Annotated in this window: 14 protein-coding genes; 12 read left to right on the top strand and 2 right to left on the bottom strand. The window is 70.0% G+C overall.

From position 1 onward, the window contains the following. Positions 1 to 37 precede the first annotated feature (37 nt). The 6 genes from mreC (at position 38) to I004_RS0108535 (ending at position 7,475) form a co-directional block, all read left to right on the top strand. On the top strand, positions 38 to 976 hold the full coding sequence (mreC, locus tag I004_RS0108560) for a rod shape-determining protein MreC (protein WP_028435127.1): 939 nt from the start codon (positions 38 to 40) through the stop codon (positions 974 to 976). A gap of 3 nt (positions 977 to 979) precedes the next feature. Then, positions 980 to 1,732: a rod shape-determining protein MreD gene (gene mreD, locus I004_RS0108555; protein WP_028435126.1), complete on the top strand. Its 753-nt coding sequence runs from the start codon at positions 980 to 982 to the stop codon at positions 1,730 to 1,732. Then, the gene (gene mrdA / locus I004_RS33010; protein WP_037975398.1) at positions 1,729 to 3,891 is read left to right on the top strand and encodes a penicillin-binding protein 2; all 2,163 of its coding nucleotides are present in this window, start codon (positions 1,729 to 1,731) and stop codon (positions 3,889 to 3,891) included. Before mreD ends, mrdA begins: the two co-directional genes overlap by 4 nt. Continuing rightward, positions 3,888 to 5,087, top strand: a complete 1,200-nt coding sequence (gene rodA, locus I004_RS0108545; RefSeq protein ID WP_028435125.1) for a rod shape-determining protein RodA — start codon at positions 3,888 to 3,890, stop codon at positions 5,085 to 5,087. The genes mrdA and rodA overlap by 4 nt, the downstream gene beginning before the upstream one ends. A gap of 175 nt (positions 5,088 to 5,262) precedes the next feature. Then, entirely contained in the window at positions 5,263 to 5,463 is a 201-nt protein-coding gene (locus I004_RS39410) for a hypothetical protein (protein ID WP_037975396.1), read from the top strand. An 83-nt stretch (positions 5,464 to 5,546) separates the two neighbouring features. Beyond that, positions 5,547 to 7,475 (top strand): TIGR03960 family B12-binding radical SAM protein, encoded by a 1,929-nt coding sequence (locus tag I004_RS0108535; RefSeq protein ID WP_028435124.1) that lies wholly within the window; start codon positions 5,547 to 5,549, stop codon positions 7,473 to 7,475. Between the two features lie 191 nt (positions 7,476 to 7,666). Here the strand turns inward: I004_RS0108535 and I004_RS0108530 are convergent, their stop codons facing one another. Then, the gene (locus I004_RS0108530) at positions 7,667 to 8,059 is read right to left on the bottom strand and encodes a VOC family protein (protein WP_028435123.1); all 393 of its coding nucleotides are present in this window, start codon (positions 8,057 to 8,059) and stop codon (positions 7,667 to 7,669) included. After that, positions 8,059 to 8,877, bottom strand: a complete 819-nt coding sequence (locus I004_RS33000) for an arsenate reductase/protein-tyrosine-phosphatase family protein (RefSeq protein WP_486579860.1) — start codon at positions 8,875 to 8,877, stop codon at positions 8,059 to 8,061. The genes I004_RS0108530 and I004_RS33000 overlap by 1 nt, the downstream gene beginning before the upstream one ends. A 331-nt stretch (positions 8,878 to 9,208) precedes the next feature. Between I004_RS33000 and I004_RS32995 the strand changes: the two genes are divergently transcribed. From I004_RS32995 to obgE, 6 genes are all read left to right on the top strand, one after another. Further along, the gene (locus I004_RS32995; protein ID WP_199779353.1) at positions 9,209 to 10,465 is read left to right on the top strand and encodes a hypothetical protein; all 1,257 of its coding nucleotides are present in this window, start codon (positions 9,209 to 9,211) and stop codon (positions 10,463 to 10,465) included. Positions 10,466 to 10,649: 184 nt separating this feature from the next. After that, entirely contained in the window at positions 10,650 to 11,408 is a 759-nt protein-coding gene (locus I004_RS0108515) for a TIGR03936 family radical SAM-associated protein (protein ID WP_028435122.1), read from the top strand. Positions 11,409 to 11,679: 271 nt separating this feature from the next. Beyond that, positions 11,680 to 16,203 carry an Rne/Rng family ribonuclease gene (locus tag I004_RS32990; RefSeq protein ID WP_106965293.1) on the top strand — a complete coding sequence of 1,508 codons (4,524 nt, stop codon included), beginning with the start codon at positions 11,680 to 11,682 and terminating at the stop codon, positions 16,201 to 16,203. 427 nt (positions 16,204 to 16,630) lie between these two features. Continuing rightward, complete coding sequence (rplU, locus tag I004_RS0108505) at positions 16,631 to 16,960, top strand: 50S ribosomal protein L21 (protein WP_028435121.1); 330 nt, start codon at positions 16,631 to 16,633, stop codon at positions 16,958 to 16,960. Between the two features lie 14 nt (positions 16,961 to 16,974). Continuing rightward, positions 16,975 to 17,232 carry a 50S ribosomal protein L27 gene (rpmA, locus tag I004_RS0108500; RefSeq protein WP_028435120.1) on the top strand — a complete coding sequence of 86 codons (258 nt, stop codon included), beginning with the start codon at positions 16,975 to 16,977 and terminating at the stop codon, positions 17,230 to 17,232. A 224-nt stretch (positions 17,233 to 17,456) separates the two neighbouring features. Beyond that, the gene (obgE, locus tag I004_RS0108495; protein ID WP_028435119.1) at positions 17,457 to 18,899 is read left to right on the top strand and encodes a GTPase ObgE; all 1,443 of its coding nucleotides are present in this window, start codon (positions 17,457 to 17,459) and stop codon (positions 18,897 to 18,899) included. Positions 18,900 to 19,156: the final 257 nt, after the last annotated feature.

Genomic DNA, 19,156 nt, shown 5'->3' with positions numbered 1-19,156 from the left:
CCGCTCCACCGACTGAGGAAAGGCACGGCCGCCGCACGTGAGGGACACCCGAGAGAGCCGGCTGCTGCTCGTCCTTCTGATCGTCATCGCGTTCGCACTGATCACGGTGGACATCAGGAAGGGCGAGCAGTCCCCGATGGACAGCGCGCGGCATGTGGCCGCTTCCGCCTTCGGGCCTGTGGAGAACGGGGTGTCGGCGGCTGTCGACCCCGTCGGGAACTCCATCGCCGCCGTCCGTGACTCCGGTGTGCGGCACAACCGCATAAGCCGTCTCGAGGCCGAGAACGCGAAGCTGAAGCAGAAGCTCGGCTCCAGCGACCGGCACCGTTCACGTTCCCAGGAACTGGACAGATTGCTGAAGACCGCCGGCGCCGGCGGCTACGGGCTCAAGGGCGCCCAGGTCATCGGCATCGGGTCCGCGCAGGGATTCTCCTGGACGGTCACCATCGACGCCGGTACCAAGGACGGTCTCGCGCGGGACATGACGGTCATCAACGGCGACGGGCTCGTGGGCCGTGTCACGACCGTCAGTTCGTCCACCGCGACCGTGCTGCTCGCCAACGACCCCGACTTCTCCGTCGGTACCCGCATGGAGAAGAGCAGCGAACTCGGCTTCGCCACGGGCCGTGGCGGTGACGCCATGACCGTCCAACTCCTCAACGGCAAGGCGGACGTGAAAAAGGGCGACCGGATAGTGACTTTCGGTTCCCGGAACAACAAGCCCTTCGTGCCGGGCGTGCCTGTGGGGACGGTCTCCAAGGTCGACAGGACGGCGGGTGACCTGACGCGCAGCGTCAACGTCCGTCCGTTCGTCAGCTTCAGCAAGCTCGACATCGTGGGGGTCGTCGTTCAGCCGCCGCGTAGTGATCCGCGGGACGACGTGCTGCGGGCGAAGAAACCGCCGAAGCCCAAGCCCGCGCCCACGGTGACCGTCACAAAGACGCCGAAGCCCAACGCTTCGGAATCCAGGAGCTGACCGATGTACATCAACCGGATCCTGCTCTCGGCCGTACTCGTCGTCGGCGCCCTGATCGCGCAGGTGAGCGTGCTGGCGCGGCTTCAGCTGCCCGGTGCCGTGCCCGATCTGCTGCTGCTCGTCCTGCTCGGACTGGCCATGGTCTACGGCCACACCGCCGGAGCCGTGACCGGCTTTCTCGCCGGACTCCTCGCGGACCTCGCGCCGCCGGCGGAGCACGCGGTGGGCCGGTACGCGCTCGTGCTGTGCATCATCGGCTACGTGGCGGGCCTGACCAAGCCCGAGAGCACGCAGCACCGTTCGGCGACGGTGCCGATGCTCGTCGTCGCCAGCGCCGCCGTCGGATCGACGCTCCTGTACGCGGGTGTCGGCACCCTCGTCGGCGACACCGCGGCGGGCCAGGTCGGGCTGCTGCCGCTGCTGTTCACGGCCACCCTCTACGACTTGCTGCTCGCGCCCTTCGTCGTGCCGCTGATCATGTGGGCGGCCCGCCGCACGGAGCGCGGAGTGATCACCTCCGACGCGTCCGGGGTCGGGAGTATGGGCCGAAGTGACAAAGGCGCCTACGGCTGGCTCAGTTCGGGTACGGGACTTCAAGTCGGCGGCAGCCTCTTCGGCAAGGGCCGCAACGGCAGCACGGTGCGAAATGCGCGTAACGGCAAGGCCATCCGGATGGGCATCCAGCGGGGCAGTCTGCTGGACCGGTCGTCCCGCAAAGGCAGGACCGGGAAGATCAAGGGGGTCAAGCGGCTGTGAGCAACATCCCTGAGACCGGGCGCAGTCACCGGGTGAACATCCGGCTGGTCGCCATTCAGATCCTGGTGATGTCACTGCTGCTCACCCTCGGGGGACGCCTGTGGTATCTCCAGGTGCGCAACGGCGACCAGTACCAGAAAGAGGCCGCGGGCAACCACGTGCAGCAGGTCGTGCAGCCCGCCACCCGCGGCGCCATCCTCGACTCGCGCGGCGTGCCGATCGCGGACAACGAGACGCGCCTGGTCGTCTCCGCCTCCCGCACCGAGCTGATGAAGATGGACGACAGCGGCAAGGCCGTGCTGACCAGGCTCGCCGACATCCTCGACATGAGTCCGAAGACGGTGCAGGAGAAGGTCCGCCTCTGCGACGCGAAGACTCCTCAGCCGTGCTGGAACGGGTCGCCCTACCAGCCGATCCCGGTCACCGACGACGCTACGACCCAGCAGGCCCTGCAGATCCGTGAACGGGCCGAGGACTTCCCTGGCATCACCGCCGAACCCACGGCCGTACGCCGCTACCCGGCCCCCTACGGATCCCACACGTCGCAGGTGCTCGGCTACCTCTCGCCGGTCACTGACGAAGAGATCAGGAAGACGAAGAACACGGACTCGCCCTTCCTCTCCTCCGACGAGATCGGCCGCTCCGGAATCGAGCGCACGTACGACGCGATGCTGCGCGGCAGTTCGGGTGTGACGCGCTACGAGGTGGACAACCTGGGACGCGTCATGGGCCGGGCCAAGAGCGACAAGGCCGAGCCGGGCTCCAGCCTCGTCACGAGCATCGACTCACGCGTTCAGGCCGTCACCGAGAACGAGTTGCTGACGGCGATGAAGAACGCCCGCAAGGAGCACGACAAGAACACCAACAGGAACTACAAGGCGGACGCCGGCGCGGCCGTCGTCATGGAGAACAAGACCGGCCGGGTCGTCGCGATGGCCTCCAACCCCGAGTACGACCCGAACGAGTGGGTCGGCGGCATCTCCGGCAAGAAGTACACGAAGCTGACGGGCAAGAAGTCCAACTACCCGCTGCTCAACCGCTCGATCCAGGGCCTCTCGGCGCCCGGTTCGGTGTTCAAGGTGATCTCCACGGCCGCCGCTGTGGAGGCGGGCAACAAGTTCGGCGGCAACTACAACTGCTCGTCCTCGTACAACGTCGGTGGACAGACCTTCAAGAACTACGAGTCCCAGAGCCACGGCACGATCGATCTGGGCCGCGCGCTGGAGGTCTCCTGCGACACGGTCTTCTACGACCTGGCCTACAAGCAGTGGCTCAAGGACGGCGGCAACAACCCGAAGAAGAACGCCGGGGACCACTTCTACAAGACGGCCCATAAGTTCGGCCTCGGTGCGAAGACCCACGTCGACCTGCCCAACGAGGTCGAAGGCCGTGTCCCGGACCGCCAGTGGAAGAAGGACTACTGGAAGGCCAACAAGGACGCCTGGTGCAAGCAGGCCAAGGACCCCAAGTCCTACGCCGACAAGATCGCCAAGGAGAACTGCGTCTCCGGCATGAAGATGCGAGCCGGTGACAGCGTCAACTACTCGATCGGGCAGGGCGACACGCTCGTCACGCCGATCCAGATGGCGACCATCTACTCGGCGATCGCCAACGGCGGCACCCTGTACAACCCCACCCTCGGCAAGGCGACCATCGGGCCGAAGGGCAAGACCATAAAGGAGATCAAGCCGAAGTCCCACGGCAAGCTGCCCGTGAAGAAGAGTCTGCTGAAGAAGATGGACAAGGCGCTCGCGGGTGTCGCCGAACGAGGCACCGCGGCCTGGCGCTTCGGTGACGCGGGCTGGCCCCAGGACAAGATCAAGATGCACGCCAAGACGGGTACGGCCGAGGTCGCGGGCAAGCAGACCACGTCCTGGTTCACGACGTACACCAAGGACTACACGGTCGTCATGACGATCTCCCAGGGTGGTACCGGCTCCGGTGCCTCCGGACCAGCCGTGCGCAACATCTACAACGCCATCTACGGGGTCAACGCGGACGGCGATCTCGATGAGAAGGCCGCACTGCTGCCGCACCCCGAGGAGGGCCTCCCGAAGGTGGACGGCCACGGCAACATCGAGGCCAGAGAAGACAAGGACTTCAAGAAGCGCGCCGAACGCGCGGTGAAGGGCACACCCGCCGGCGGAGCGGCCGGATGAGCACGCACTCCTACTCCCTCAGCGGCTACGGGCCGCAGAAGAAGTCGGCGTGGGGCAGGGTCACGGCACGCGACTCGGCGGTATGGCGGCTGGACTGGGTCATGGTGCTGGCCGGCGTCGGCCTTTCCATCGTGGGCTCGCTCCTGGTCTGGTCGGCCACGCGCAACCGCACGGACCTCAACCAGGGTGACCCCTACTACTTCGTGACCCGTCACGTGCTCAGCCTCGTCGTGGGGCTGCTGCTGATGGCCGGCATGGTGTGGCTCGGCCACCGCAGGGTGCGCGGGGCGGTGCCGTTCCTCTACGGGGCGTCGGTGCTGCTTGCGCTCCTCGTCCTGACTCCGCTGGGCGCGACCATCAACGGGCAGCGGGCCTGGCTCCATCTCGGCGGAGGCTTCTCGCTGCAGCCTGCCGAATTCATCAAGATCACCGTGATCCTGGGCATGGCGATGCTGCTTGCCGCTCGCGTGGACGCGGGGGACCGGGAGCATCCCGACCACCGCATCGTGCTCCAGGCGCTGGGCCTGGCGGCCGCCCCGATCGTGGTCATCATGCTGATGCCGGACCTCGGCTCAGTGATGGTCATGGTCATAATCGTTCTGGGAGTGCTGCTCGCCTCCGGCGCCTCGAACCGGTGGATCGTCGGGCTGTGCGCCGCCGGCACCGGAGGAGCCGTACTGGTCTGGGCGCTCGGCCTGCTCGACGAGTACCAGATCGACCGATTCGCGGCTTTCGCCAACCCCGCTCTGGATCCGTCCGGTGTCGGTTACAACACCAATCAGGCGCGCATCGCCATCGGTTCGGGCGGCCTGAGCGGCAAGGGGCTCTTCGAGGGATCGCAGACCACGGGGCAGTTCGTGCCCGAGCAGCAGACGGACTTCGTGTTCACCGTCGCCGGTGAGGAACTGGGCTTCCTGGGCGGCGCGTTGATCATTCTGCTCCTGGGTGTCGTGATCTGGCGCGCCTGTCGCATCGCCCGCGAGGCGTCCGAGCTGTACAGCACGATCGTCGCCGCCGGAGTGATTGCCTGGTTCGCCTTCCAGTCGTTCGAGAACATCGGGATGACGCTGGGCATCATGCCGGTCGCGGGGCTTCCGCTCCCGTTCGTCTCCTACGGCGGTACATCGATGTTCGCGGTGTGGATCGCGCTCGGTCTGCTGCAGTCGATCAGAGTGCAGCGTCCCGTCTCGGCGTAGCTGTCGTTCCTGTAGGCGTTGACGTTGTCGTAGTTGTTGCCGCGACGACGCTTCCGTCCTGTGCCCGGCGTCCCGTCCCCAGGGTCAGGCGGCGGCCGGTCCGGCTCATCGCGTGTGACATCCGCGAAGGGAAGGCGCCGGGCCCGGGGATGGTCACCGGACGTACCCGCCCGTTGTGGAGAGCCGAGATCCGCCAGCCCTGCCCGGTCCGCACGACGGTACTGCCGAGCGCGAGGTGTACGGCCCCGTCGGCGAGGCAGGGAAGTCCGCGCTGCGAAACCACGACGCGGACCAACTCGCTGTGATCAGCGAGTTCCTGGAGACGGCACGCCGCGTCCAGGAGGAGCAGACGGCCCGTCTGAAGGGGCGGGCCTGAGACGGGCGCCATGGCTCTCCCGCGTCCGCGTTACGCTGGATGGTCACCTGCACCGCGAACGCGCCCTGAGTCGAGGAACCCCCATGCCAGTCGAGTCGGTCTTCCCGCGCCTGGAGGCCCTCCTTCCCCATGTCCAGAAGCCCATCCAGTACGTGGGTGGTGAGCTGAACTCCACCGTCAAGGACTGGGACTCCTGCGACGTCCGCTGGGCGCTGATGTACCCGGACGCCTACGAGGTGGGGCTGCCCAACCAGGGCGTCATGATCCTCTACGAGGTGCTCAACGAGCGAGAGGGCGTACTGGCCGAACGCACCTACAGCGTCTGGCCGGACCTGGAGAAGCTGATGCGGGAGAACGACGTCCCGCAGTTCACGGTGGACGGGCACCGCCCTGTCGGTGAGTTCGACGTGCTCGGTGTCTCCTTCGCCACCGAACTCGGCTACACCAACCTCCTCACCGCCCTCGAACTCTCGGGCGTCCCGCTCGAGTCGAAGGACCGCGGCGATGACCATCCGATCGTCATGGCGGGAGGCCACGCGGCCTTCAACCCCGAGCCCATCGCCGACTTCCTCGACTGCGCCGTCGTGGGCGACGGTGAGCAGGCCGTGCTCGAGGTCAGCGAGATCATCCGTGCCTGGAAGTCCGAGGGGCGACCCGGCGGCCGGGACGAGCTCCTGCTGCGCCTGGCGAAGACCGGGGAGGTCTACGTCCCCAAGTTCTACGACGTGGAGTACCTCGCGGACGGGCGCATTTCCCGCGTGGTGCCGAACCGTTCGGGCGTTCCGTGGCGGGTCTCGAAGCGCACGGTGATGGACCTGGACGAATGGCCGTACCCCAAGCAGCCGTTGGTGCCGCTCGCGGAGACGGTGCACGAGCGGATGTCCGTGGAGATCTTCCGCGGCTGCACGCGGGGCTGCCGCTTCTGCCAGGCGGGCATGATCACCCGCCCGGTGCGGGAGCGCTCCATCACGGGAATCGGCGACATGGTGGAGAAGGGGCTGAAGAACACCGGCTTCGAAGAGGTCGGGCTGCTCTCCCTCTCGTCCGCGGACCACAGCGAGATCGGCGACGTGGCCAAGGGCCTCGCCGACCGCTACGAGGAAGACAAGATCGGCCTGTCCCTTCCCTCGACCCGCGTCGACGCGTTCAACATCGATCTCGCCAACGAGCTGACCCGCAACGGGCGTCGCTCCGGCCTGACCTTCGCGCCCGAGGGCGGCAGCGAACGCATCCGCAAGGTCATCAACAAGATGGTCTCGGAGGAGGACCTGATCCGCACCGTCGCCACCGCCTACGGCAACGGCTGGCGGCAGGTGAAGCTGTACTTCATGTGCGGGCTGCCGACCGAGACCGACGAGGACGTGCTCCAGATCGGCGACATGGCCATCAACGTCATCGCCAAGGGCCGCGAGGTCGCACGGTCCAACGACATCCGCTGCACCGTCTCCATCGGCGGGTTCGTGCCCAAGCCGCACACACCCTTCCAATGGGCGCCGCAGCTGTCGGCCGAGGAGACCGACCAGCGGCTCGGCAAGCTGCGCGAGAAGATCCGCGGTGACAAGAAGTACGGCCGTTCCATCGGCTTCCGCTACCACGACGGCAAGCCCGGCATCGTCGAGGGCCTGCTCTCGCGAGGCGACCGGCGCGTGGGCGCGGTCATCCGCGACGTCTTCGACCGGGGCGGCCGCTTCGACGGCTGGCGCGAGTACTTCAGCTACCAGCTGTGGATGGACGCCGCGGCCCGCACGCTGCCGGACTTCGGAGTCGACGTCGACTGGTACACGACGCGTGAGCGCACGTACGAAGAGGTCCTGCCCTGGGACCACTTGGACTCCGGCCTGGACAAGGACTGGCTCTGGGAGGACTGGCAGGACGCCCTCGACGAGACCGAGGTCGAGGACTGCCGCTGGACTCCCTGCTTCGACTGCGGGGTGTGTCCTCAGATGGACACGGAGATCCAGATCGGGCCGACCGGCAAGAAGCTGCTGCCGCTCTCGGTCGTGAACAAGTAGGGGCGATCCGCGGCCCTGTCGACTCGACGGGGCCGACGGCGTCTCAAGGGCGTCCGCCTGCGAAAGCGCCCCTCTTGACGACCAGGGGCGCCCCGGCATCCTCCGGGACGATCAGCTTCAGGTGGACCTCCGGAGCTCGGACCCCGCGCACGCTTGCTCGCGTGTGACGAGTTCTGCCTGCCGGGTTCGGGTCAGGTGCCGGCGGGCTGGAACAGCTCGACCACGTTGCCGGACGGATCCTCCAGGAGGATCTGCTGACCTCCGGGACCGGAGACGATGTCGTTCCGGAACGTCAACCCCGCGGCACGCAGCCGGTCCACCTCGGCGGCGATGTCGCTCACGATGAGATGGATGCGGTTCCATCCCCCCGGTGCCGGCTGCGCACCGTCAGGCATCGGTCGGCCCGCCGAACTGGACGGGCCGCTCAGCAGGAGCCGCAGGTTGCCGCGCAGGACGTCGGCGAAGGCCGGCGCCGCACTCATCCTGACGGTGAACCCCAGGTGAGTGGTGTAGAAGTCGATCGCGGTGTCGACGTCGTCGACCATGTACCGGACGCTGACCAGGTCCGCAGAGCTGTCGGACATCACTTGGTCCCCTCCGAGCGCGCCGGGGCGCGTTCGTTCGCGTGGAGCAGGAAGTGGATACGGGTGTCGAGTTCGTCGGCGGTGCGGACGAACGCCTGGTGGCTGTGCTCGTCGGCCGTCGCCGCGGCGGCCGGGTCGGGGATGCTCCAGTGCGCCACTGTGGGAGGGCCGGGGAAGTCCGGGCACTTCTCACGTACGCGGTCGCAGAGGCTGATCACGTGGTCGAACCGCTGATCGGCGAACTCGCTGAGGTGCTTGGAGCGGCGGCCGCCGATGTCGATGCCGCGTTCGCGCATCACACGCACGGCATCGCGGTGCAGGGGCTTGGGGTGACTCCCGGCGCTGGCTGCTTCGATCCCCGGGCCTCCCAGCCGCTCCAGGATCGCCTCGGCCATCTGGGACCGCGCGCTGTTGCCGGTGCACAGGAAGAGCACCCGGACGTGTGGCCGCCGCGAATTCCGCCCGCCGGCACCGGCCGCCGGCTCCGTCAGCGCGGCCGGGACCAGCCTCAGCCCGGGATGCAGGGCGGCGCCCGCTTCGGCCAGACCATCGCGGCAGGCGGCCAGGTCGAGGCTGTAGTAGGTGTCGCGTCCGTCGGCCGAGCTGCGCCGCGTGGTCACCAGCCCGGCGTCGCGCAACTGGCCGAGGTGGTAGGAGGTCAGGCTCTGCCTCAGGCCGACCAGAGCGGTGAGTTCGCGGACCTGCCGGTCGCTGCGCGCCAGTTCGCCGATCAGCTGCCACCGCACCGGGTGCCCGGTCAGGGACAGGACGCCGGGTGGTGCTGCTGACGGTTCGCCTTGCTGCGCAGCTGAAGTCACGGGGTCAAGATACATCAATCAAGATAGATCAATCAATCCTTTTTGTTGGATTCGCAGGTCGCACGCGCACGGTCCGGGACGGGGAGATCCGGGTGGGGCCGAGCGGGGAGGAAGTGCTGCCGACGGCCGTCGCCGAGCGGGGCGCGGGGCGCGGCTTTTCCGTGCGGCGCCCGGCGCGATGAACCGGACGGGCTGCGGCGGCGTCCTCATGGGTGTGAGTGACTGTCAGCCCGGACATGACGCAGGCCCTGCGGATCCCGAGAGACCAGCAGAGGCCGCGGGGCCCGCTGATCGGGTCTCCTTGGTGAAGCCGCACCGCACGCCGGGCGCAGTGACCCCGGCCCACCTCACTGAGGAGCCCTTCGAGGGATGGCTCGCGAGGGCGATCCGGATGCCCGTACGGATCGTGACGCTGGTGCTGATCGTGCCCGTGCGGCTGCTCTGGGACGCGCTCACGGCCTGCGGGCGGGCGCTCAGGCGGGTCGTGTGGGTGCCCTTCGCGCGGGCGTCGCAATGGGTGTGGAGGAAGGTGCTCTCACCGGTTCTCTTCGCGCTGCTGGTGTGGCCCTGGCTCGCGTTGTGGCAGTACACGCTCGCGCCCACCGGACGGGCGCTGGCCTGGCTGGCGAAGGCCGTCGGGTCGGGGATCGTCTGGACGGGGCGGGGGCTTTGGGCAGTGCTGGCCTGGCTGGGGAGTCATCTCGTCGTCGAGCCGCTCTCCCTCCTCCACCGCTACGTGCTGGCCCCGCTGGGTCGGGGCGCGCTGGCCCTCGCCCGGGCTGTCGGCGTGGGGCTGGCCTGGTTCGGGCGCACCATGATCGGCGCACCGTTGGGCTTCCTCTACCGCTATGTGCTGAAGCCCGTGGGATTTGCCGTGCTGGCGGTCATGGCCGCGGTGGGCGTCGCGTCCGTGTGGCTGTGGCGGTACCTCGTGGTGACGCCCTGCCGGCTGCTGCACCGGTACGTGCTGAGGCCGGTGTGGCGAGGGGTGGTCGCCGCGGTGCGCGGCACCGGTACGGGGCTGGCGTGGCTGTGGCGGTATCTGGTGGTGCTGCCCTGCACCTTCGTCCACCGCAAGCTGCTCAGGCCCACGGGACGTGCCGTTGCGGTCGTCGCGCGGGAGATCGCGGGCGCCGTGGGCCATGCGTGGCGCGTCGCCGGATACGTCTCGAGGGCGGTCTTCCGGTTCATCGGCCGGGTGCTGCGCTTCCTCTTCGTCGATCCCGTCGTGTGGGTGTGGCGGTACGTCGTGCGGCCGGTGGGCCGCGGGCTGCGCGACGCGGTGTGGCTCCCGGCCGTGCAGGTCGTGCGGGAGGTACGTCGCGGGGTGCGCGCGGCTCTGGAATCGGCCCGCGCTTCCGTACGGGAGACCCGGGCGGAGCTGCGCCGGGCGCTGTTCGGCGGGCCGCCCGCCAGGAAGCGGGGGAGCGAGCCCCTGGCGGAGCCCACTACAGGTCCCGTGCCGCATCGGAGGGCGCTGTCCGAGCCAGGGCGCGTACCCTGGGTCGCAGGATCACCGCACAACAGCGCGACGACGCCGGGCACACTCGGCGCCAAGCGCGACGATGCGGACTTCCGCACCCTTTGAAGCACCTGCGGTACCGGCGGGCACGGCCCGCAGCACCGTGGAAGCGTCCGAAGACACAACAGAACCTCGCATCTTCACGTACGCGGAGAGCGGCCGTTCCCCACGCGTTGCCGCCCTGCACCAGGCACTGAGGAGAGAACCACTGGGCAAGCGACAGCCCGAAGGCCCGCCGCCCGCACCCGCCGTGCAGCGTGTGCGACTGCGATACACCAAACGCGGCCGCCTTCGGTTCACCAGTCATCGAGACTTCCAGCGCGCTTTCGAGAGAGCGCTGCGCAGGGCAGGGGTGCCCATGGCGTACTCCGCCGGCTTCACCCCGCACCCGAAGGTCTCCTACGCCAATGCCGCACCCACCGGCACGGGCAGTGAGGCCGAGTTCCTGGAGATCGCCCTCGTCGAGCGGCGTGATCCGGAGGAGCTGAGATCACGGCTCGACGCGTCCATGCCGCCCGGGCTCGACATCGTCGAGGCGGTCGAGGCCCTCACGTCCGACTTCACCGAGCGGCTGGAGGCTTCCGAGTGGGAGCTCCGGCTGGACGGCGTCGCCCCGGCCGAGGCGGAGCGTGCCATCGAGTCGTTCCTCGCGTCGGAGGTGGTCGAGGTCGAGCGGCAGACCAAGAAGGGTCTGCGCACATTCGACGCACGGGCCGCCGTCACGTCGCTGACCTCAGCGGAAGCGGCGTCCGGCGCAGGGGCCGATGGTCGCCGGGAGGGTGCCTGTGCGATACTGCGCCTGGTGGTACGGCACCTGACACCTGCCGTACGACCCGACGACGTCCTGTCCGGCCTCCGAGCTACGGCCGACCTGGCGCCGCCGGTCCCCGCAGCGGTGACCAGGCTGGCGCAGGGGCCGCTCGATGAGGAGACCGGCACGGTGACCGACCCGTTGGCGCCCGACCGCGACGCACCCCTCGTCGCGACGGCGTCGGGCGGCAGCGCGTAGGCCAGAGGGCCTGGAGGATCAGCGTTGAAAGCGCCACCGCCGATGCAGGCACCAGGGAGCCACCCGGGTCCGTGTCGCGGCAGGCAGGCGCATTGACCAGAAGACTTTCGCCGTAGCCGGGCCGTCTGTACGGAAGGCAGACCGGAACCGGCGAGTGAGACAGAAGCTCCCGTGTGGCGCCCGCGCCCTGGAGCACGGCCCGCCCCGAGCGTGGGCCGTGGCCTTATCGATGAGGCGCGGCGCCCGGGAGCGCGACGGGAGAAACGCCCGCATGCTCGAACCGAACAACGAAAATGAAAGCGCAGCCGCGGAGAACGGCGACAACGCCGTGCCCGCGGAGGGCGCGCAGCACACAGGAATTGTGGAGGGCACCGGCGCCTGGAGCGCCACATCTGCCGAACAGCCCGCGTCGCAGCAGCCGCCGCAGCACGCGCAGACGGAGGCGCCGGAGCAGGAGCAGTCCGATGCCGACTCCGTCTCTCCGAGCGACACCCTTCCGCCGCGCCGCCGCCGTGCCGCCAGCCGTCCCGCCGGTCCGCCGGCCCAGCCGTCGGCGGCTCCCGAGGTGATCGCCACGAGCGAGGTGTCCGCGTCCGCCGGTGCTGCCGCCGACCGGGCGGACGACGCCGGTTCCGTGGGCTCCGGTGAGCCCGCAGCCGAGCCGGCTCCCGTGTCCCCGCCGCCGCGGCGGCGGGCCACCCGCAGGGCAAGCGCCCCCGCGGGTGCCCCGAGCGTGAGCGAGCCCGCGGCCGCCGAACAGGTCGCGACCGCCGGGACGGAGAACTCCGCGTCCGCCGGTGCATCCGCGGACGTGCCCGGCGCCGCCGGCACCGGGTCCGAGGCCGTCGCCGATCCGGCGCCGCCGCCGCGGGCGCGGCGCAGGGCCGCCGCCCCGGAGGGCACACCGGCAGAGGCGGAGACTTCCCGCGACGCCGGCGCCGGCGAGGACGCACAGGCAGGTGCGGGCGACGAGCCCGCTCAGCCCACGCGCACCCGCCGCAGGACGACGCGCAAGACGGCCGCCGCCACGGAGGACACCACGCAGCAGGACAAGCAGGCCGCCGAAGGCCAGGACGCCGAGGACAAGCAGGGCGCGAGCGAAGAGGCCGCGGCCGAGGCACCCGCACGCGGGTCGCGCCGTTCGCCCGCACGCAAGGCGAGCGCGTCGGCCAAGGCCCCGTCCAAGGCGTCCGCGGAGAACGAAGCCGAAGCCCCGGCAGAGGCGGACGCAGCGAAGTCGGCCGAGGTCGCCGGAGCAGACGAGCCCGCCGAGTCGGGCGCACGGAAGCGCCGCCGCGGCACCGCCCGCAAGGCCGCGGGGTCGACAGCGTCCGCGGCCGCCGACGCTCCCGAGAGCGCCGAGCCGGAGACGGACGGCGGACAGACTGCCGCGCAGCGCACGGCACAGCCCCCGGTGGCGCTCTTCCAGGCGCCCGTGTTCACCGAGCCTGAGTTCCAGACCCCGCAGAGCGCCGCCGCCGCTGCCGCTGCCGATTCGGCGGCCGAAGAGGCCGACGAGCTGGAAGAGGACGAAGAGGAGGCGCCCGCGGCCTCCGAGCGTCCCCGCCGTCGTCGCCGCCGCGCCGACACGTCCGGCGACGGCCAGGGTGCGGACCAGGGTGCCGAGGGCGACGAAAGCGACGACGAGGCCAAGGAGTCCGGCGCGGACGACGCGTCCGACGAGGGCCAGGACGAGCGTCCCGCACGCCGTCGTCGCCGTGGTGGGCGGCGCCGCCGCCGCGGTGACAGCTCCGAGTCTTCGGACGAGGCCGCCGCGGATTCCGGTGCCGGTGGCCGTGAGGGCCAGTCGCAGCAGCGTGGCGACGCCGAGAGCGAGGGCGAAGAGGCCGCGGAGTCCGACGAGGCCGACGAGGATGCCGAGGAGACCCGGGGCGGTTCGGGAGGCGGCTCCGGCTCGTCCAGCAGCTCACGTCGCCGTCGCCGTCGCCGCCGTCGTGGCAGCGACTCCGGCGATTCCGGTGCGGGCCGCGAGAGCGAGGACGACGACCCGGAGCGCACCGTCGTCAAGATCCGCGAGCCTCGCCGCAAGAAGGACGAACCCGTCGACGAGGTGCAGGCGATCAAGGGATCGACGCGCCTGGAAGCGAAGAAGCAGCGCCGTCGCGAGGGGCGCGAGCAGGGCCGCCGCAGGGTGCCGATCATCACCGAGTCGGAGTTCCTGGCGCGCCGTGAGGCCGTGAAGCGGGAGATGATCGTCCGGCAGAGCGGTGAGCGCACGCAGATCGGCGTGCTTGAGGACGACGTGCTGGTCGAGCACTTCGTCAACAAGGAGCAGTCCACCTCGTACGTCGGCAACGTCTACCTCGGCAAGGTGCAGAACGTCCTGCCGTCGATGGAGGCCGCCTTCGTCGACATCGGCAAGGGTCGCAACGCCGTTCTGTACGCCGGCGAGGTCAACTTCGAGGCGCTGGGCATGGCCAACGGCCCGCGTCGCATCGAGACCGCGCTGAAGTCCGGCCAGTCGGTGCTGGTGCAGGTCACCAAGGACCCGATGGGTCACAAGGGTGCCCGCCTGACCAGCCAGGTCTCGCTGCCCGGCCGCTACCTGGTCTACGTGCCCGAAGGGTCGATGACCGGCATCAGCCGCAAGCTGCCCGACACCGAGCGCTCGCGTCTGAAGCAGATCCTGAAGAAGGTCGTCCCCGAGGACGCGGGCGTCATCGTCCGCACGGCCGCCGAAGGCGCCAGCGAGGACGAGCTGCGCCGCGACGTCGAACGGCTGCAGTCGCAGTGGGAGGACATCCAGCGCAAGTCGCAGAAGGGCAACGCCCCGACGCTGCTCTACGGCGAGCCGGACATGACGGTGCGCGTCGTGCGCGACATCTTCAACGAGGACTTCTCCAAGGTCATCGTCAGCGGTGACGAGGCATGGGAGACCATCCACGGCTACGTCTCGCACGTCGCGCCTGACCTCGCGGAGCGGCTGGAGAGGTGGACGTCGGACGTGGACGTCTTCGCCACGTACCGCATCGACGAGCAGCTGATGAAGGCGCTGGACCGCAAGGTGTGGCTGCCGAGCGGCGGTTCGCTGGTGATCGACCGGACGGAGGCGATGATCGTCGTCGACGTCAACACCGGCAAGTTCACCGGCCAGGGCGGCAACCTGGAGGAGACCGTCACCAGGAACAACCTGGAGGCGGCCGAGGAGATCGTGCGCCAGCTGCGGCTGCGCGACCTCGGCGGCATCATCGTGATCGACTTCATCGACATGGTGCTGGAGTCCAACCGGGACCTGGTGCTGCGGCGCCTGCTGGAGTGCCTGGGCCGGGACCGTACGAAGCACCAGGTCGCCGAGGTGACGTCGCTGGGGCTCGTGCAGATGACGCGGAAGCGCGTCGGGCAGGGGCTGCTGGAGTCCTTCTCGGAGCCGTGCGTGCACTGCAACGGGCGCGGCGTCCACGTGCACATGGAGCAGCCCGCTGCCGCCGGCGGCAAGAAGGGCAAGAAGCGGGGCGGCAAGAGCGGCGGCGAGAAGCAGGCGCAGCTCCAGACCAAGGCCCCGTCCGAGACCGAGGCAGAGCCCGTGTCCCTGCCCGAGCCTGAGGCGGCCGCCGAGGCCGAGGGCACGAAGGGTGCCAAGGGTGTAAAGGCAGGCAAGGCCGGCAAGGCAGCGGCCAAGGCCGAAAAGGCCTACGCGGACGAGGAGTTCACGCCGGACGAGGAGCTGTACGGCTCGGTCGCTGAGGCCGAAGCCGCAGCCGCGTCCGGACGCCGCACCCGGCGCCGTGGCAGCCGTAAGGCGACGGCACCGCAGGGTGCTCCGCAGCCGGCACCGGTGCAGGGCGAGCAGGAGTCCGCGGAGCGGGAGCCGGTGCCGGTCGCCGCTGCTTCCGTGTCGGAGCCGGTGACGCAGACCTCCGCGCAGACCCTGCCGGCGGCGCCGGCGAGCGGAAGTACGGACCGCGAGAAATCCGAGCAGCCGAGAACGGGCCCCGTCGATACCGACGAGAGCACCCCGAAGGGGGCCACCGGCCCGGGAAACGGGCAAGGCCGCTCGCGGGAAAGCTCCGAAGCTGGTGGCAGGGTCGCCACCGCTGACGTGAGTGACGCGGGCGGCGTTCAGCAGGACGCCGGTCATCCGGAGCCGGGCGCGCAGCCGGAAACGGAGCGCCCCGCCCGGAGCCGCCGCCGGGTCGCCCGCAAGGCCTCGGCCCCCGCGGGGGCGCCGCCCGCCTCCGAGGAGGCTGTGGTGACCGTCGTGGCGTCGAAGGCGGACGAGCAGTCGGCGCAGGAGCAGCCGTCGGTCGAGGCGGTGCCGGATGCGTCGGCTCCGGAGGCGGCTCCTCCGGTGCGTGCGCGGCGCCGCGTCAGCCGCAGCGTCTCCGCTCCGGCGGGGTCGCCGTCGGCGTCGGACGATGCGGACGCGATCGTGCTGCCATCTTCGGAGCTCACGGCCGCACCGCAGCAGCCGTCGGTCGAGGCGGTGCCGGATGCGTCGGCTTCGGAGGCGGCTCCTCCGGTGCGTGCGCGGCGCCGTGCCACCCGCAGCGTCTCCGCTCCGGCGGGGTCGCCGTCGGCGTCGGACGATGCGGACGCGGAGCCGGAGTCCTCTGATGCCGGTGACGGCGACGAGGACGGCACGGCGGACGCCGCCTCCGGGATGTCCACCGCGAAGAAGTCCGCGGCGAAGAGGGCGACGGCGAAGAGGGCCACGGCGAAGAAGGCGGCTTCCGCTGCCAAGAGGTCGGCCACGTCTAGGAAGACGGCCGCGGCCGAGCAGGACGCACCGTCCTCGGTGTCCGCCCCGGCCGACGAGGAGCAGCCGGAGGACTGACGGGACTGACCGGACCGACCGGCGAGAAGCGGAAGGGCCGCTCACGGCGCACACACGCCGTCGAGCGGCCCTTGCCCGTACGGGGTCGGCGTTCCGGGTCGGCGATCCGTTGCGGACCGTCCACGGCAACGCCCTAGGCCCTTTCCCGCAGAGGGATTCCGCCCCGCCGGGCATCCGCAGAGCGTCGGGGACGCCGAGGGCACCGGTTTGACCAGCGTGTGCGGCGCCCCGTAACCTTGAGCGCTGGCGTGTCAATCGGGATGCGCCACGCTCCTGAGCAACTCCCTCCCGCTGTACCAGCACGGGAGAGGCCGCTCAATCCACTCGGATCAGATCGTGGAGCCCCGGCTGCGGTGTCCTCACCGCCTGCCGGATCCATGCCGGGCGGCTGGCGTCAGGGGTTCCGTGACGAGAGAGAGAGTTCCGCGTGTACGCAATCGTGCGCACCGGCGGCCGCCAGCAGAAGGTGGCTGTAGGCGACGTCATCGAGGTCGACCGTATTTCCGAGAGCAAGGCCGGCGAGCGCGTCGAGCTCTCAGCCCTGCTCGTCGTGGACGGTGACACGGTCACCAGCGACCCGTGGGTGCTGGACGGGGTGAAGATCGCGGCCGAGGTCGTGGACCACCACAAGGGCGACAAGATCCGCATCCAGAAGTACAAGAACAAGACCGGTTACAAGAAGCGGATCGGTCACCGCCAGCTGCACACCGCGCTGAAGATCACCGACATCCCCACGCCGGCCAAGAAGAAGAAGTAAGGACTGAGCTAGAGATGGCACACAAGAAGGGCGCATCGTCCACCCGGAACGGCCGCGACTCCAACCCTCAGTACCTGGGTGTGAAGCGCTTCGGCGGTCAGCTCGTCAACGCCGGTGAGATCATCGTCCGCCAGCGCGGCACCCACTTCCACCCCGGTGCGGGTGTCGGCCGCGGCGGCGACGACACGCTGTTCGCGCTGGACGCCGGTGCGGTGCAGTTCGGCACGCGCCGTGGCCGCAGGGTCGTGAACATCGTTCCTGCCGCTGAGTAATCAGCCGCGCCAGTAGCGCATCGCAGCACGTATCACCACCGAGGGCGGACGGCCGCTCCCGTGCGTACGCATCACTCGTACATACGGGAAGCGGGTCCGCCCTCGGTGCGTTGGCACCCTCATCGACGGGCCGCCCCGGGGGCACGTCCCGCCGTCGGCACGTCCGCCGCGGTAACCCGCGGCACGCACACCATGCACCGAACCTCAGCCTGGAGGCACTTCACATGACCACCTTCGTGGACCGCGTCGAGCTGTATGTCGCCGCGGGTAACGGGGGCCACGGCTGTGCCTCCGTCCACCGGGAGAAGTTCAAGCCGCTCGGCGGTCCGGACGGCGGCAACGGCGGCCGTGGCGGTGACGTCGTCCTCGTCGTCGACCCCGACGTGACGACCCTGCTCGACTACCACCACAGCCCGCACCGCAAGGCCACCAACGGCAGGCCGGGGGAGGGCGGTGACCGCTCCGGGGCCGACGGCAAGGACCTGGTGCTGCCCGTTCCGGACGGCACGGTCGTCCTCGGCAGGAACGGCGAGGTACTGGCCGACATGGTCGGCAAGGGCACCGTCTTCATCGCGGGCCAGGGAGGCCGCGGCGGACTCGGCAACGCCGCCCTCGCCTCACCCCGGCGCAAGGCCCCGGGATTCGCGCTGCTCGGCGAGCCCGGTGAGGCACGCGACATCGTGCTGGAGCTGAAGACCGTCGCGGACGTGGCCCTCGTCGGCTATCCGTCGGCGGGCAAGTCCTCGCTCATCTCCGTGCTTTCGGCGGCGAAGCCGAAGATCGCCGACTATCCCTTCACCACGCTCGTTCCCAACCTCGGTGTGGTCACGGCCGGTTCGTCGGTCTTCACGATCGCGGACGTCCCCGGTCTGATCCCGGGGGCGAGCGAAGGCAAGGGGCTGGGGCTGGACTTCCTGCGGCACGTCGAGCGCTGCTCGGTCCTCGTGCACGTACTGGACTGCGCGACCCTCGAATCCGACCGCGACCCGGTCAGCGACCTGGACGTCATCGAGGCCGAACTGGCGCAGTACGGCGGCCTGGAGGGACGGCCGCGCGTCGTCGTACTCAACAAGGTCGACATCCCCGACGGCCAGGACCTCGCCGACATCATCCGCCCCGACCTCCAGGACCGCGGCTACCAGGTGTTCGAGGTCTCCGCGGTTTCCCGGCAGGGGCTGAAGGAGCTGTCGTTCGCCCTCGCCAAGGTCGTCGACGAGGCGCGCGCCGCCAGGCCGAAGGAGGAGACGACGCGGGTCGTCATCCGCCCGAAGGCCGTGGACGACGCGGGCTTCAAGGTCACGAAGGAGGCCGACGGCTTCTTCCGTGTCCGCGGTGAGAAGCCCGAACGCTGGGTCCACCAGACCGACTTCAACAACGACGAGGCCGTCGGCTACCTCGCCGACCGCCTCAACCGCCTCGGTGTCGAGGACGAGTTGATGAAGGCGGGTGCACGCGAGGGCGACGGCGTCGCGATCGGCGGGGAGGACGACGCGGTCGTCTTCGACTGGGAGCCGACGATGATGGCGGGCGCGGAGATGCTCGGCCGCCGCGGCGAGGACCACCGCATGGAGGCCCCGCGTCCGGCCGCCCAGCGCCGGCGTGACCGCGAGGCGGAGCGCGACGAAGCGCTGGGCGAGTACGAGGACTTCGACCCGTTCGAGGAGTAGACCGGCTGCCGCCTCACCTGGGGGAGTCGGTGGGTCTCCGTGACGCCGGGCGATCGGCGTCACGCCGATTCCGTCCTCGGACCATGAGCCGCGTGTTCTCGGCGAGCGCGGTCACCGTCCACTTGGCCGCACCGTGGATGTTGCCCTTCGAAGACCGCTTCGTGGTCCGACGCGCCGCCGCGGATCGTCAACAGCTCCTCGGGCCGCCCGGGTTCGTCCGCGAACCGCTCGAGGCGGCCGCCGTCGCGGCCGCCGGG

Source organism: Streptomyces sp. TAA486 (assembly GCF_000426165.1).
Note: the sequence above shows the minus strand (reverse complement) of the source record. Positions and strands in the feature narration are given on the sequence as shown.